This window comes from Methylophilus sp. DW102 (assembly GCF_037076555.1).
Classification (GTDB): domain Bacteria; phylum Pseudomonadota; class Gammaproteobacteria; order Burkholderiales; family Methylophilaceae; genus Methylophilus; species Methylophilus glucosoxydans.
This window is the reverse complement of the sequence record NZ_AP029023.1, coordinates 2,305,720-2,320,117: the sequence shown is the minus strand read 5'-3', so window position 1 is coordinate 2,320,117 and position 14,398 is coordinate 2,305,720. Positions and strand designations below refer to the sequence as shown.

At 49.9% G+C, this 14,398-nt stretch carries 13 protein-coding genes; 9 read left to right on the top strand and 4 right to left on the bottom strand.

Annotation, left to right across the window (positions count from 1 at the left end; translation table 11 throughout):
• The first annotated feature begins 6 nt into the window (after nucleotides 1-6).
• From AACH41_RS10930 to AACH41_RS10905, 6 genes are all read left to right on the top strand, one after another.
• Nucleotides 7-825: a TonB family protein gene (locus AACH41_RS10930; RefSeq protein WP_338655052.1), complete on the top strand. Its 819-nt coding sequence runs from the start codon at nucleotides 7-9 to the stop codon at nucleotides 823-825.
• 395 nt (nucleotides 826-1,220) lie between these two features.
• The gene (locus tag AACH41_RS10925) at nucleotides 1,221-1,781 is read left to right on the top strand and encodes a hypothetical protein (protein WP_338655051.1); all 561 of its coding nucleotides are present in this window, start codon (nucleotides 1,221-1,223) and stop codon (nucleotides 1,779-1,781) included.
• 9 nt (nucleotides 1,782-1,790) lie between these two features.
• Nucleotides 1,791-2,387: a hypothetical protein gene (locus AACH41_RS10920; RefSeq protein WP_338655050.1), complete on the top strand. Its 597-nt coding sequence runs from the start codon at nucleotides 1,791-1,793 to the stop codon at nucleotides 2,385-2,387.
• A 134-nt stretch (nucleotides 2,388-2,521) separates the two neighbouring features.
• A complete protein-coding gene (locus AACH41_RS10915) occupies nucleotides 2,522-3,031 on the top strand; it encodes a sigma-70 family RNA polymerase sigma factor (RefSeq protein WP_338655048.1) in 510 nt (169 codons plus the stop codon).
• Nucleotides 3,031-4,011 carry a FecR domain-containing protein gene (locus tag AACH41_RS10910; RefSeq protein WP_338655046.1) on the top strand — a complete coding sequence of 327 codons (981 nt, stop codon included), beginning with the start codon at nucleotides 3,031-3,033 and terminating at the stop codon, nucleotides 4,009-4,011. Before AACH41_RS10915 ends, AACH41_RS10910 begins: the two co-directional genes overlap by 1 nt.
• Nucleotides 4,012-4,101: 90 nt before the next feature.
• Complete coding sequence (locus AACH41_RS10905) at nucleotides 4,102-7,683, top strand: TonB-dependent receptor (protein WP_338655044.1); 3,582 nt, start codon at nucleotides 4,102-4,104, stop codon at nucleotides 7,681-7,683.
• Nucleotides 7,684-7,784: 101 nt separating this feature from the next.
• Here AACH41_RS10905 and AACH41_RS10900 read toward each other — a convergent pair whose 3' ends face one another.
• From AACH41_RS10900 to AACH41_RS10885, 4 genes are all read right to left on the bottom strand, one after another.
• Entirely contained in the window at nucleotides 7,785-8,642 is an 858-nt protein-coding gene (locus AACH41_RS10900; protein WP_338655042.1) for a DUF6279 family lipoprotein, read from the bottom strand.
• A 163-nt stretch (nucleotides 8,643-8,805) separates the two neighbouring features.
• Nucleotides 8,806-9,333 carry a YMGG-like glycine zipper-containing protein gene (locus tag AACH41_RS10895; protein WP_338655040.1) on the bottom strand — a complete coding sequence of 176 codons (528 nt, stop codon included), beginning with the start codon at nucleotides 9,331-9,333 and terminating at the stop codon, nucleotides 8,806-8,808.
• A gap of 9 nt (nucleotides 9,334-9,342) precedes the next feature.
• Nucleotides 9,343-9,780 carry a hypothetical protein gene (locus tag AACH41_RS10890; RefSeq protein ID WP_338655038.1) on the bottom strand — a complete coding sequence of 146 codons (438 nt, stop codon included), beginning with the start codon at nucleotides 9,778-9,780 and terminating at the stop codon, nucleotides 9,343-9,345.
• Nucleotides 9,781-9,896: 116 nt separating this feature from the next.
• Entirely contained in the window at nucleotides 9,897-11,333 is a 1,437-nt protein-coding gene (locus AACH41_RS10885; protein WP_338655036.1) for a diguanylate cyclase, read from the bottom strand.
• A 298-nt stretch (nucleotides 11,334-11,631) separates the two neighbouring features.
• On the opposite strand from AACH41_RS10885, the gene AACH41_RS10880 reads away from it, so the two are divergent.
• From AACH41_RS10880 to AACH41_RS10870, 3 genes are read left to right on the top strand one after another with little or no spacing between them, the layout of a single operon-like run.
• Nucleotides 11,632-12,189 (top strand): hypothetical protein, encoded by a 558-nt coding sequence (locus tag AACH41_RS10880; RefSeq protein ID WP_338655034.1) that lies wholly within the window; start codon nucleotides 11,632-11,634, stop codon nucleotides 12,187-12,189.
• Nucleotides 12,189-13,247 (top strand): aldo/keto reductase, encoded by a 1,059-nt coding sequence (locus AACH41_RS10875; RefSeq protein WP_338655032.1) that lies wholly within the window; start codon nucleotides 12,189-12,191, stop codon nucleotides 13,245-13,247. Before AACH41_RS10880 ends, AACH41_RS10875 begins: the two co-directional genes overlap by 1 nt.
• A gap of 25 nt (nucleotides 13,248-13,272) precedes the next feature.
• Nucleotides 13,273-14,388, top strand: coding sequence for a phospholipase A (locus AACH41_RS10870; protein ID WP_338655030.1), 1,116 nt, complete (start codon nucleotides 13,273-13,275; stop codon nucleotides 14,386-14,388).
• The last annotated feature ends 10 nt before the right edge of the window (nucleotides 14,389-14,398 follow it).

Below are 14,398 nucleotides of genomic sequence, written 5' to 3'. Positions count from 1 at the left end.
CGCGCCATGACCACCCTGATTTATCCTCAAGCTCAGCATGACTCTCTGCTTTGGCGGGCCGTTGTGCTTTCGCTGGGGTTGCATCTGGTCGTGGTGTTGCTGTATCCAACATTAAGCCAGATTCAGTTGCCTGCCATCCCCGAGCGCATGGAAATTGAGTTTTTTTCGACCAAAGCGCCAGCCCCAGCTGTGCAACAGGTGTCACCGCCCGTGGAGACGCCCAAGCCTGCTGAGCCACCCAAGGCTGAACCCAAGCCGATGATAAAGCCTGTGACGCCTGTAGAGACACCCAAGCCGGTATTGGCAGCGCCCAACAGCCATGACGCAGATTACCGTGTGCAAGAGCAGCCTGTACAGCCGCCCGCCAAGGTTGAGCCCAGCCCGGCGCCGCCTGCGCCCAGCAATACGACCGAGAGTGCGCCGCATGCGACAAACTCAAGCACTGAAAACACCGCCAAAGATGCCAAGCCCAGCGCTGCCGCAGTCGCCACCGCTGCTGCATCAACCGAGTCTGATGAGCTCAGTGCGAGTGATAGTGATGCCTGGGGGGATTATGGCGAACAACTGCGCTCACTGGTAAATAAAAGCAAACAATATCCGGCCATTGCCATCCGCCGTCACCTCGAAGGCGAGGCCACGGTGGTCGCGCAGTTTGTGCGTGGTGAGTTGGTCAATGTGACGGTCGCAGATAGCAGTAAACATGTCCCCCTCGATGAAGAAGCCATGCGCATGGTGAAAAAGGCCATTGCGCAACTCGGCGTTAAAGAGAGCCTGAAAAAGAAGAGCTTCAAAATAACAATACCGGTCTCGTTCAAGCTGGAATAACGCGCGGTTTCATGAAGTCAGGCATGCTCAGAAAGTTTATCCCTCACTTTCGCTAACAGGTATGTCTGCTCTCCAACCCCTGTACCTGCCACTTTCCTCCGGTGGGTACAGGGTCTTTTTTTAAGTGAATATTGAGCGGCGTCAGTGGTGATCAATCGTGGTAGCGCTGGTGACCGTTTAATCAAATAAACATAAGCTTTGGGAGAAGCATAGTGATATCAAACACCATTAAGGATTCGCCGAATAAATGTCTGCGCGAGCGAATTGCTTCGTTGCGCGGTACTCGCAACCTCGCTGTATACCGCATACTATCTCGGTTTCTAAGTTCCGTGCGCCTTGCACTTCATCTCGATCAACGACTGATTCCGTGCATCCTTAAAACAATGTTGCTAGTGATGGTGCTTTTGATCAGCCCGCATGCCCAAGCCAAGCTACAAACATTTGAAGAGGTTTTTAAGGGGACTTTGCCTTCGGTTAAAAGCTCGGAGTTTGGTTTTTATGACGAGGTGGCTACGCTGTTGAGCAAGGATGCGACATTGACTTTGTACTATCAGGTGGTGTCAGACGACCCTTTCAGTTCTATTAGTAGTGGGACGTTTACCAGGACAGATGCGCTGGGTGCGTTTTCTGGCAATTTCTTTTTTTATGTATCCATGAACGATTATTTATCTTCAAATGATCAGGGAATATCACTCTCAGGTTTTTTTGATCAGGACCGGGATTCAGTATTACCCAACGCGGGCGCTTACAAATATGCATGGGCATTTGGAGATGCCGGGGTATATGGTAAAGGTGGAGGAGGCATCACAGACCAAGGCGATGTGACTTTAAACATTCACTGGCAGATTCGTACGCCTGAGCCTTTTCCTCCAATACCAGAACCAGAGATGGCTTGGTTGTTTTCTCTCGGCCTAGTCACGCTGTGTTTTAAGCGGGCTAAAACAATAATCAAATAAGGATTCAATATGATAAAAATCATCAAACAGGGATTATTACTGTGTACATTGCTTGGGAGTCTGCAAGCACAGGCAAAGGTTGAAACCTACCAGCAAAGTTATGCTGGTTATTTGGCTATGAATAACATGGTGGATGCGGATTACTACGTCGATGCCACGAGTTTTAGCAATGCAGGACATACACTCTCGCTTAACTATGAGGCAATAAAGCTGGTGTCTGATCCCGAAAATGCTTTTTATATCGTGTTTGGCAGCTACACCAGAAGTGGCGGGCATCCGACCATCTCCGGGACTTTTGACTTTAGTCTGAATTTATATGATCCCATGGTCCCCGTTGACCCGTACGCGGATCCTTTACCCATCATAGGTACTTTCAACTTGCAGGACCTGAAAGACTTGCCGGATGGCTCATATGAGGTGCTTTATGGTGAGACAGGCACACTCAAAGGCTATATTTCTAAAGATGACTATGTTTCATTCACCATCGATTGGGTCATTTATACGCCTGATAGTGTGGCTGCAGTGCCCGCCCCACCTGCCTCATGGTTGTTTGCTTGTGGCTTGTTATTGATCGGTGGAATGCGTTTAAACAAACGTAGCGCGTAAGACATTGTTTGGTTGTTTATAGCCAAAGTGGTGGCTGAAATCACTCTATTTTGTGAGATTAGGCCCGAATCGGCCATTTTTACCGCTCAAATAGCATGGCACAAATTTTGCGAAATCTTTGCATGGAAAAAACAATGCATTGGTGTGGCATTAATCTGCAGTGGGCGTATACCGACTTGCTCGGTTATATCCGCTTTAAGGTGGCTTGCCCGCATGTGGCTAAAGATATTCTGCACGATGCATTTATCCGCTATACCGTCTCCACCAGCCTCAACAAAGACCAAGAGCCGCATGCTTACATGCGTAGCATCGCCAAAAACCTCATCGTGGATAGCTATCACCACCAGCAGCGTTTTATTTCGCTTGAAGCCGAGGTGGGGCTTAACCGCGAGTGGCTGGAAGCGCCAGCCTTGTCGGTGGAACATCTCAACGACATCAAACAGCGGCTGGAGATGATTCAGCAGATTCTTGAGCAGTTGCCACCGCGCTGCCGCCAGGTGTTTTGGATGTATCGCGTTGAAGGGTATACCCAACCTGAAATTGCTGCCAATCTTGGCATCAGCAAAAACATGGTCGAGCGCCATGTGATGCGTGCGATTATGGACCTCACCAGTGCGCGTGAGCTCATGTTGGTTGAAATGTGATGCACAAGCACGACGAGGCGATCAGACAGGCTGCCGTGCGCTGGTATATGCGCATGCGAGAGGCTGCCCCAGATGCGCCTGAGCGCACGACATTTGAAGTGTGGTTGATGACGGACCGCAGGCATCAGGCCGCTTACCAGATGGTGGAATCCACCATGGAAGACTTTAGCTCGACCGAGCGGCTCAAGGCGCTTTCTAGTGCCATGTCGCAAAAGCAATACTTTGAACAAAGCGCGCGCCGCAAAAAACTCAGCAAGCTGGGTTCAGGCCTGGCAGTCATGCTGCTATGCGTAGGCTTGGGCTTTTTCGGTCGCAGCCAATATGTGCAGTGGCAAGCACTGCCTTTGTCGACGCAGGTGCACACTACCAGTGTGGCACAGCTCTCCAAACAAACCCTGGCGGACGGCTCGGTGATCACCGCGAATGCCAACACGACCATGGAAATTGTCTACTATCGCCATCAGCGCCTGATCAAACTCAGCCGTGGTGAAGCCATCTTCGAGGTGACCAAAGACGCTCAACGTCCATTCGTGGTCGAAACCCCGCAAGCTAAAGTCACCGTATTAGGCACACGCTTTTCCGTCAATCAGCTCAGCAAAAAAGTGCGCATCAGTGTGGATCATGGCCGCGTGCAAGTCGGGCGTAGTGATGGCAGCGCCCCCACCTTGATTCTGCACAACGGTGAAGTGGCCGAGATTGAGCCAAATAGCACCCCGCACAAAGTCAATCGCCAGGCGGCAGACAGCTTTAGCTTTATCAGTGGCCGCATCGTGTTTGACCGTGCCGATATGTTTGAAGTCGCCGATACGCTATCACGCTACCGCAACCCGCCCGTGCATGCGGCCTTTGCAGCAGAGACGCCCAAAGTGAATGCCGTGCTCAAAATTAGTGAGCTGGAGCGTTTTATCAGCACCTTGCCGCAATCGGTGCCCGTCACCGTCAAACCCAAAGAGGATGCCCTGGTCATCGCCCCTAAATAATCTTTACAAGTATTTTTAATCCCGCATATCAGGCATTTTGCCTGCTCGTCAGTTACCTCTCTATCAACCTCTGTAACTGACGGATGCACTATGCAAAATCATAAAATCACACCCGCCATTATCGCCGCGCTCATCGCGGCCGCGTTACCCTTTGCCAGCCGCGCAGAACTTAACACCCAACTGCCCGCCGAGCAAGATGACAGTTTTGCCTTGCCGCTCAACCTCGACTTGCCCGCACAACCGCTCGCGGCCTCGCTACGACAGTTCGCCATACAGTCCAACCTCTCGCTCACGGTAGACAGCGCCCTCATCGTCGATAAAAAAGCCCCTGCAATCAAAGGCCGCATGACGCGCAAAGAAGCCATCAAACGCCTGCTGGATGGCAGCGGCTTGCAAGGCAAAATCAATGGCGAAAGTATTGTGATACAACGCGCGGTTAAAGCTGAGGCTAAAGAAATGCAGCTCGATAAAGTAGAGGTCCGTGCCAAACGCTTTTACGAAGTAGGCCCATTGCCTGGCCTTGGTCTGACGAAAGAGGAAATCCCCGGTAACGTACAAAGTATTTCTGCCAAAGAAATCAAAGAAGCTCATTCGTTGAGTCTGACTGACTTGATGAATCGCAAATTGCAATCAGTCACAGTCAATGACTACCAAGGCAACCCATTCCAGATGGATGTGCAATACCGTGGTTTTACCGCAGGTCCGCAGATTGGCACGCCGCAAGGCCTGAGTGTGTTTATTGATGGCATTCGAGTCAATGAGCCGTTTGGCGATGTGGTGAACTGGGACATGATTCCTATGAATGCCTTGGCAAGCGTAGATGTTTTTCCGGGATCTAACCCTATATTTGGTTTAAATACTCTGGGAGGTGCTTTCTCCTTGAAAACCAAGGATGGCTTTAATAATGTGGGTGCTGATGCCGAAGTGTTGACAGGCTCTTTTGGGCGTAAGCAATTACAAGTAGAAGGTGGTTGGAATAACGGTACAGTAGGTCTTTTTGCTGCCGGAAACTTTTTTTTGGAAGATGGCTGGCGTCAAAACTCTCCTAGTAAAGTAAACCAGCTTTTTAGCAAAGCGAGTTATCGCGGTGACAAACTTGACCTGAATCTAAGCTCTCTGATTGTACAAACCAACCTAGTCGGAAACGGGCTTTATCCAAGCGAAATGTATGAGCGTGATAGGAACGGTATTTTCACTGCCCCTGATAGAACGAAAAACAAGCTTGGTCAGTTTCAGTTGAGTGGTAATTATTTTGTCAGCGACAACTTCACTATCACTGGTCAAGTTTATCGTAGAAACAGTGACCGACATCAGAAAGGTGCTGATGTTTATATGGCAGACCGAGCGCTAGAGGATTTGGATAAGAGTTACGCAAGAAGAATTCCACTTGAGGGCGAGCCATATACTTGCTTGTATAAAAGCACAAATGGTAAAGGTATCCCAGATTACTTTCTACTTACTATAGATAATCCTCCAGATGACACGGGCAACGAATACCTAAGTGATTCTTTTGTATTCAGTGGGATTACGAACGCTAATGATTTAGCCGCAGCTCAACAGTCAGGTCAATATTTGAATGTTCAATTTAATGGCTCGCTCGACCCAGAGTTTGAAAAAGCATTTAAAGCCTATTTTGATACTTTTGCTAATCCAATGAACAACTTCTTAACGGATGCAAATGGCAGGTTGCCCCCAACTAATGGCGCCATATCCTCTGAGTTAAATGGCGCTTATAGCTATTCAACTTCGTCTTTGGCTCAAGGCCTTTTTATGTTGGGTATACCGGATGGCGAGCCTGACTACTTCAATGTACCTTTTGGAAGCTATTTTTATACGACCACTAAAGATGCTGCAGGAAATGTCACCAGTATTCATAAAAATTATTTCATCCCTTTTGCTCCAATCAATAATACAGCTTGCCAAGCAACAAAAGATCTCGATGGCGGAGGTAATCCAACGACTAATTTCAGACAATATTTGTATCGCGATGCCAATGGTAATCTTGCAACTTTAGATGGCGCATATAGTGGAACAGGAGGAGTTGTCTATGAGGTGGATCCTAACACGGGCAAGCGCTATTACACGCCTACAGCAGTTTTTACTGATAACCGAATAGAGCAAGTGATTGATGGAGCTTCGTTTCAATTTAATTGGAATCTTGAACAGCACAAATTTATGATAGGCGCCTCAATTGATGCCGCCAAAGCGAGCTACAACAATAAGCAGCAGTTAGGTTTGCTGGATGCAAACCGTAATGCATATCTCGCACCTGATGATATTCATCCCATGTTTACAGCAGCAGATGAAACTATAAGCAATAATGATTTCGATGGTACGAGTACAACAAAGAGTATTTATTTTAGTGAGACATGGACTCCAATAGAGACTCTACATTTCAGTGCAGCGGGTCGCTACAATCAAACAAAGGTCAAAAATACAATTGCCACAAGGTATGGTACAGGTGCTTTCTCTATTGGGGAAGTTCTAGGACTGCCTGATTTTTGGGATACATGTACCACAGATGCAGAATGTCAAAATTATGTTCAGGGATACAAAAAAGCAGATTTATCCCGGCAACTAGATCCAGCGGAAACTGAGAAATTCAGTTACTACTCATTTAATCCATCTTTGGGCGTGTCATGGCAAGCAAAGCCTAATTTAAATATGTATGCCAATTGGGCGCAAGGTACGCGTACACCAAGTGTGATTGAATTAGGTTGCGCATTTGATAAAACGCCAGTGAATACAGGTACGGCAGCCAATCCTAATTTCGTACCGAAGAGCCTACTAGAAAACCGCGAGTGTAGTTTACCTACAACCTTGTCGGGCGACCCTTATCTGCCTCAAATACGTGCAACAACCTATGACATTGGCATGCGTGGCAATGTCTGGGGGGAGTGGCAGTGGAATCTAGGCGCCTACCAGACCGATCTCAAAAACGATATTTATTTTGTCTCTGTTGGTAATGGGCAAGGCTTCTTTGACACCATTGGCAACACTCGTCGGAGAGGGCTGGAGGGTGGATTGTCTGGCTCAATCGGTAAGGCTAAGCTTGGGGTGAATTACTCCCTTACCCAAGCCACGTTTGAGGATAGTTTTAATATGTTTAGCCTGGATAACAGTAGTGCAACTACTGTAGATGGTTTAGGTTCAGGGGTTATTCGTGTAGAACCAGGTGACAAAATGCCGGGGGTCTCTTTGCATAATCTAAATGCCAACGTGAGCTACGACCTTACAGACAAATGGACAGTGGGACTCACTGCGGTAGCTCATTCTGAGAGTTACTTAAGAGGCAATGAAAATAACGATCATCAAAAGGGCGTTTCCAGCATCAGAAATATAGCTGTTCCTGGCGGTGGTTTTATTCAAGTTCAACGACCGCCAACCAATAATCCCGGAAAAATACCTGGCTATGCCACGTTTAACTTCCAGACGAGTTACAAATTGAACAAAGAGTGGACGGCCACGATGATCGTTAGCAATTTGTTTGATAAAGAATATTTTAGTGCCGGTCGACTCGGTATAAATCCGTTTTCGCCGAGTATTAACGGCAATATAGGTGTTAGTGGATATAACCATAATTCAAGTGACTGGCTCAGTACAAACTTCATCGCTCCAGGGGCGCCAAGGGGCATCTGGTTCAGCTTGAATTGGCATTTTGTGCCAGATTGATTCTACGACCAAGTGTATTTGAGTGGCAGAGTTATGATCCGCAGTTTCGGAGGGTAATCCACTAAAGTGAGTGTGACATAGGTAGCTCCAACGCTCTCATATCAGTGGTTTTGCAACTGTGTAAATTGCATCTTGTAATCCTCCACCCATTGCTGCGCATGATGGCGTTGTTTAGCGGTTGTACTGGCATGAAGGCTCGCAATGGTTTCACAGGTTTGCTGCGTGACTTTATCAATATGAGTTTGGTAAGCTGGATTCGGGCTGTTTTGCATACGTTCAAAGCCTGCGCGGACCATTTGCGATTTTTCTTCGTTTGACGAGGCGGGATTTCTTAATGCCTTGAGGATAGTCAACGCATCTTCGTCGCGCCGCAAAATTTCGGCATAGATGATAGCCGGATCAATGTCACTCTTGGCAATGGCTTGTTTTAATAGGGTTATTTGTTTTTCGTTCAAGTCGCCATACACTTTTTCAGCAAAATCTGTGGATTTCTCTAACCTCACTTCTCGCTGTTCTTCTAACGTTTCCTGCCACCATTCCTCTTTCCATTCCTGGTTACGTTTTTCCAGTTTTTTCTCGAAATGCTGTAGTTGTTTTTCACTCAGCGTGTCGGCGACTTCGACGATGATAGGGATGACTTTTGTTTGAAGTATCTGCACATTGGATTTGATGGATTCAATGCGCTGGCAGGCCGTTTGTGCGCTCACATCATGGCTGAGGTCATCATGTATTTCATCCAGCAAAGACACATACCGCGGTAACTCATTTTTACGATGCCAGGCATGCAAGTCCCGCAGGGCGGGTTTGAGTTTGGCTTTTTGCGCTGCACTAAAATCAAAATAATCATCCAGCCGCCATGCGATCAGTGCAGGTGCGTTGTTGTAGGCGGTCTTGACCAGGCTACAACTCATGAGTGAAAGAGCGAGGGTGAGGATTAAAATTTTTTTGATGATTCGCATGTTTCTACGACCAGGATTGCCGGACTAAGTTTGCGATACTGGCTATTTGTATTAGCACTGTTTTCAGTGCTAATACAAAGGCGCTTTCGGCCTGCCTCTCTCGGGCTCGGTCTGGCAAGGGAATGAGGCGTGTCAGGCAGCACGCCACTGCCTGATGGCTGGACTAGCGTTGATAACCCGGAGGGGGAGGTGGGGGCGGTGGATAATAGGTTGGAACACTTGCTGATGAGGCGCGCTGGCTGTCTTGTGAATAGGTCCTTGCCATGCTGGCAGGCACCGGAATTTTATGCCCAGCCGCATACATGCATTGATAGTAGGCATTATCGTATTTGTCTTGGGCGTTCATGCCACTGACGGTTGCTGTATTGGCGCCGATGGCTCCACCAGACAGCGCACCCATGCCAGCACCAATGGCTGCGCCTTCGCCGCCACCAGTTGCAGCGCCAATGGCTGCGCCTATGGCAGTACCTACAGCGGTCGTGGTAGCGAGACTGGCGTTATATTGCTGGTTAACGGTCTTGCCGCCAATTTGCGTCAGCGCAAAATCCCGGCAAGACAGGTCATCTGCCCTGAAGGCTTTGAAGTCTTTGCCGGTGCCTGGCAGGGCCATGCTGCTGGGGCCTGTGGGGTTAGTCGCGCAGGCAGTCAGGCTCAGCATAAGTAGCAAGGTCATGTGCCTATTGAGATGCATGACAGTCTCCTATTTGGCTGGTGTGTTTGTTGGCGGCGTCGGTGTGACTTGTTTCCAGCCGGCGGGACACTCTTTAACATAGGGGTAATAGCCGTTAGCAGCCTCGCAGTAATACCAGTAGGCAGTATTGTTGCTGGCGCTGGTTGCTGGCGCTGTGCTGTTGCCTGGGGCTGCATTCGTGGCATTGTTGCTGTCCTGCTCGATATACACCTGTGACTGCGGCTGGGTAATCACCACGGGCGGTGGGCTGTACACATACGGGTAAGGGTAGGCGTAGGGTGCGTAGGCATAAGGAAAAAACGGGTAAGGGGCGCCAAAATACAGACCAACGCCGCCATGCCAGCCGCGGCCAGGCGGATGTGCGTATGCAAGTTGGCTGGCGAGGGCGCAGAATACGCCCAGGCTAAGGTAAATCATCTTTTTGAGTGTGGATGTGAGCGGTAGCATAAGCCCTCTAGAAAACGTTATGTACATAACAATTCTGACAGAAGGACTTGCAAAACCCTCCCGATGAGCGGGCTTGGTTTTGTAACGGAGTGTATCTTTAAAACAACTGAGCGGGGCTATTGACGGTGCGGATGGTACACAACGCAGGTATTTTTGCCGGACTCCTTGGCTTCGTACATGGCCTGATCTGCGTGACGAATCAACGTATCGACTGTGCAACCATGGTCGGGGAAGATGGCGATACCGATACTGATGGAGACAGACGCAGCATAGCCATTGAGCGGGATGGGATCTTTCACCACTTGCAGGATTTTGTTGGCGTGCAACAGCATGTCTTCGCTATTGCTGATATTGATCGCTAGAATGGCGAACTCATCCCCGGCGAAACGGGCGAAGGTATCCGCTTGTCGCGACATTTTCTGGATACGACTGGCAATCTCAATCAGTAGCTGGTCGCCTGCCAGGTGGCCATGGAGGTCATTCACTGCTTTGAAACCATCCAGATCCATAAAAAACAGCGCAAATTTTTTCTGTTCACGCTGACTGCTGTAAATGGCCTGTTGTAAGCGATCCAGAAACAATCGGCGGTTGGGCAGACCGGTGAGGTTATCGGTGTGTGCCTGCTGCCAGATGGATTGTTCAAGCAGTTTAGATTGCGAGATATCGGTATGCGTCCCTATCATGCGCTTGGGGGTGTCTTCGGCGGTGCGTTCCACCACCATGCCGCGAGAGAGTACCCATTTGTAATCGCCATTTTTGCAGCGAATCCGATATTCGATTTTGTACTCCGGCTGTTGGCCATAGAGGTAGGCATTGAGAGAGTTTGTGAAGCGTTCCTGATCTTCTTCGTGAATCAACGCACGTAGTGTCTCTAGTTGCGGGAGCAGCGGCTCACTTTGGTAGCCCAGCATTTTGCGCCAGTTGGGGCCAAAAAAGTAATGCCCAGTGATGAGGTCATAATCCCACACCCCATCGCCGACGGCATCCATGGCTTGTTTCCACAGCTCCTGACTTTTGGCTTGCTGTTCATAAAACACTTGTAACTGCTTGCTCAGTTCCGTACGCTGAACGATCTCTCTGCGCAACTCCATCAGCTTCATGGCCTGGTTCGCCAGGATGGTCAACAAAGTAAGTTCGGCCTCGCTAAAGTGGCGAGGTACATGGTCCATCACGCAAAAAGTGCCGATGGCATAGCCTTGATCATTAATCAGCGGTATTCCGGCATAGGCACGAATATACGGCGCCTGAATGACAAGCGGATTATTCTTGAACAATGCATCCTGCAGTGTGTCTTCAATCACCAGCCGTGTTTTTTGTTCCACCGTCAGTTGGCAAAAGACATCTTCACGCGGGGCTTCGCAGAGATCTAGTCCTTTGGCAGATTTAAACCATAAGCGGTCCTCTGCCATCACTGTCACGCTTGCAATCGGTGTTGAGAAGAAGGTCGAGGCCAGGGCGACTAACTGATCAAAATCAGCTTCGGGCGCAGTGTCAAGAATGCGGTAACTTTCAACGGCCGCCAGACGTGCCAGCTCTGTATTATGGGTTAGCAAGTGTACGGACTCCATTAATGCAGATATTAAGTTGGTCGCTAACAAGATGAGTTAGTTCTTGAAACAATAATACGCTTATTCATCTTAATAGATTCGGTGAAATACTTAACCTTTTGGCCTTTGTTTGATAAATGTTGTCGCGATAATTTATTTTGAGATTAATGCTCGTTTTTTTGATTCAAACATGTTAAATGCATACCATTACATGCCGTATGGCTAAAACTCTGCATGCTTAGTGGTAGGCAGTTGCGGATCAACACGGTATGCTAATACCTATCCCGTCATAGGTTAAATCCGCATGCAACCGCAATCCATACAGCAAATCAATCTTTCTTATGACCAGCATCAAGACCGCCTGCTCATGCGGGCCGCGGTGAGTGACGAACAGGAAATCCAGGTCTGGATTACCTACCGCGTGGCAAGGCAGATTTTCAAGGTATTTAATCAGGAGGCGCATTTGCCGGTGTCTGGTCCGTTGCCCTTGTCTGAGCAAAGCCTGCCGGAAGCCACCCAGCAGTTTGCACAAGAGGCGGAAGCAGTAGAGGCACTAGATGATCTTGACTTTGAGACGGCCTATCAGGCGCCCAAAAGTGTGGTCACCGAGCAAACCCTGCTGGCGGTGGAAACGCGTTTTGTCTCGGTCAACGACCAACTTAATCATGTGCAACTGGTGTGCGCCAATGGCATTAACGTGAATATCAATGTGAACCATGAGCTGGTGCTGGCGATTAGCCGCATGTTGCTGTTGGCCAGCAAAGAGGCAGGCTGGACACTGCCATCCGCGCCAGCCAAGGAACCTCAGTCCGTTTCGAGTATCGTAATGGACATCCCGGTAGAAAAACAGGTATTACATTGATGGATCAAATTACGCTGGGAGACAGCGGTATTCGCGTCTCCAGAATCACCTTGGGCACCATGACTTATGGTGACCAGAACACCCAACAGGATGCAGAACACCAGCTGGATTATGCGCTGGCAAATGGCATTAATTTTATTGATACGGCAGAAATGTACCCGGTGCCGCCCCGTGCAGAAACGGTGACGCGTACCGAAACCATGCTGGGGCACTGGATCAAGAAGCAGTCTCGCGACCGGTTTGTGCTGGCTAGCAAGGTGGCCGGACCCCGCCGCGGCATGCACTGGATCCGCGGTGGCCCGAGTGGTATGGACCGTGCCAATATCCGCCAGGCGGTGCATGACAGTTTGCAGCGCTTGCAAACCGATTACCTGGATGTCCTCTATCTGCACTGGCCCGAGCGCAATGTGCCCATGTTTGGCCAATATCAATTTGACCCGCATGCGGAACTGGATGCAGAAGGTCAGGCGATCAACTGGGTACCTATCCAGACCCAGCTTGAAGTTCTGGATGAGTTGGTGAAGGAAGGCAAAATCCGTGCAATCGGACTCAGTAACGAGCAACCCTGGGGGTTGATGGAGTTTTTGCGTATTGCGCGCGAGCAGGGCTTGCCGCGCATTGCCGTGCTGCAAAATTGCTATAACCTCATGAACCGCGGTATGGAGTTTGGCATGACCGAAGTGCTTTACCGGGAAGGGGTCGCGCTGGCGGCCTACTCGCCCTTGGCCTTTGGGCACCTCACGGCCAAGTATGTCGATGATCCGGCCACGCCCGGCCGCGTGACTTTGTTTGAAGGCTATGCCAAGCGCTATAAAAAGCCCGCGGTGCCGGCGGCGGCCAAAGCCTATGCCGAGTTGGCCCGTAGTCATGGCCTGACGCCGGTACAGCTGGCCTTGAGTTTTGTCTATCACCGCTGGTTTGTTGGCACCACCATTATCGGCGCGACCAGCCTGGGACAGTTACAAGAAAATGTGGCGGCTTATCAGGTCCACCTGAGCGAAGAGGTGCTCGCGGCCATCGAGCAACAACATCTCGTCATGATGAATCCAGCCCCTTAAGTTGGGCGCATAGAAGGGAATCCATATGCTATTTTTTCGCAGACTGCGCAGCCAGTGGCGACATGAGCGGCTGTTGAATGCGCTACTGGTGAGTGGCCTGCTGCTGGCAGGTCAAGCACAGGCAGCCCTGGTGAACGACATGCAAACCGCCTTGCGTACTTGCCAAACCGAGTTTGCAGACGATGCTTCTCGGCGACTGGTGTGCTTTGATAAAGTGGCCCAGCAATTCGCGCCCAGCCATGTGGTGGCGCCTATCTTGGCGCCCAGCCAGGAAGCACTGGTCAAAAGCGTGAGTGCTGACACCGGTTACCTGTCACGCAAGTGGCATTTGAATAGCCAGGATGAGTTGCATTTTACCGACCTTGAAACGCACCAGCTCAATTACATTGTCACCAGCTATTCGAGCAACCCTAACGAGGTCCCGGTTTCGCCATCACGCCCCAACACGCAAAACCGTGACCTCGGACACAACGACCTGCATTTTCAGATCAGCCTGAAAACCCAGCTGATGAATATGTCAGACTGGCTGCCCAAAAATCAGTGGGTGCAGAGCGCGCGCTTATGGGGCGCTTATACCCAGCAATCGTTCTGGCAGGTTTACAACGAGGCACAATCTCGGCCCATGCGCGATCATAACTATTCGCCCGAGCTGATTTTGTCGCTGGGGCTCAACAAGCCGGCAGAGGGAGGGCTGTGGACCGCCATGCCTAATATGCTCAATCTGGGCCTGGTGCATGAGTCGAATGGCCGCTCACAACCGTTGTCGCGCAGCTGGAACCGCTTCTACCTGCAAGGGGGCTGGCAATTGAATGAACAATATAGCCTGCTGGTCAGGCCATGGTGGCGCATCCCCGAGAACAAGTCAGACGATGACAACCCGGATATCAGCAAGTATATGGGCTATGGCGATGTGACCTTGCACTGGGATAATGAACCCCACACCCTGGCCGCCAGCGTGACCTTGCGTAACAACATGCGCAGTGACAACAAGGGCTATATCCGCACCGATGTGCAATACAAGCCGTTTAAAAACGAGAGCGTGAAGTTTTATGCCATGCTGGCCAGTGGCTATGGCGTCTCGCTCCTGGACTACAACCAGGCACAAAACATGTTTGGCATCGGCTTTGCCATTGGCGAATAGCTCGCCGCAG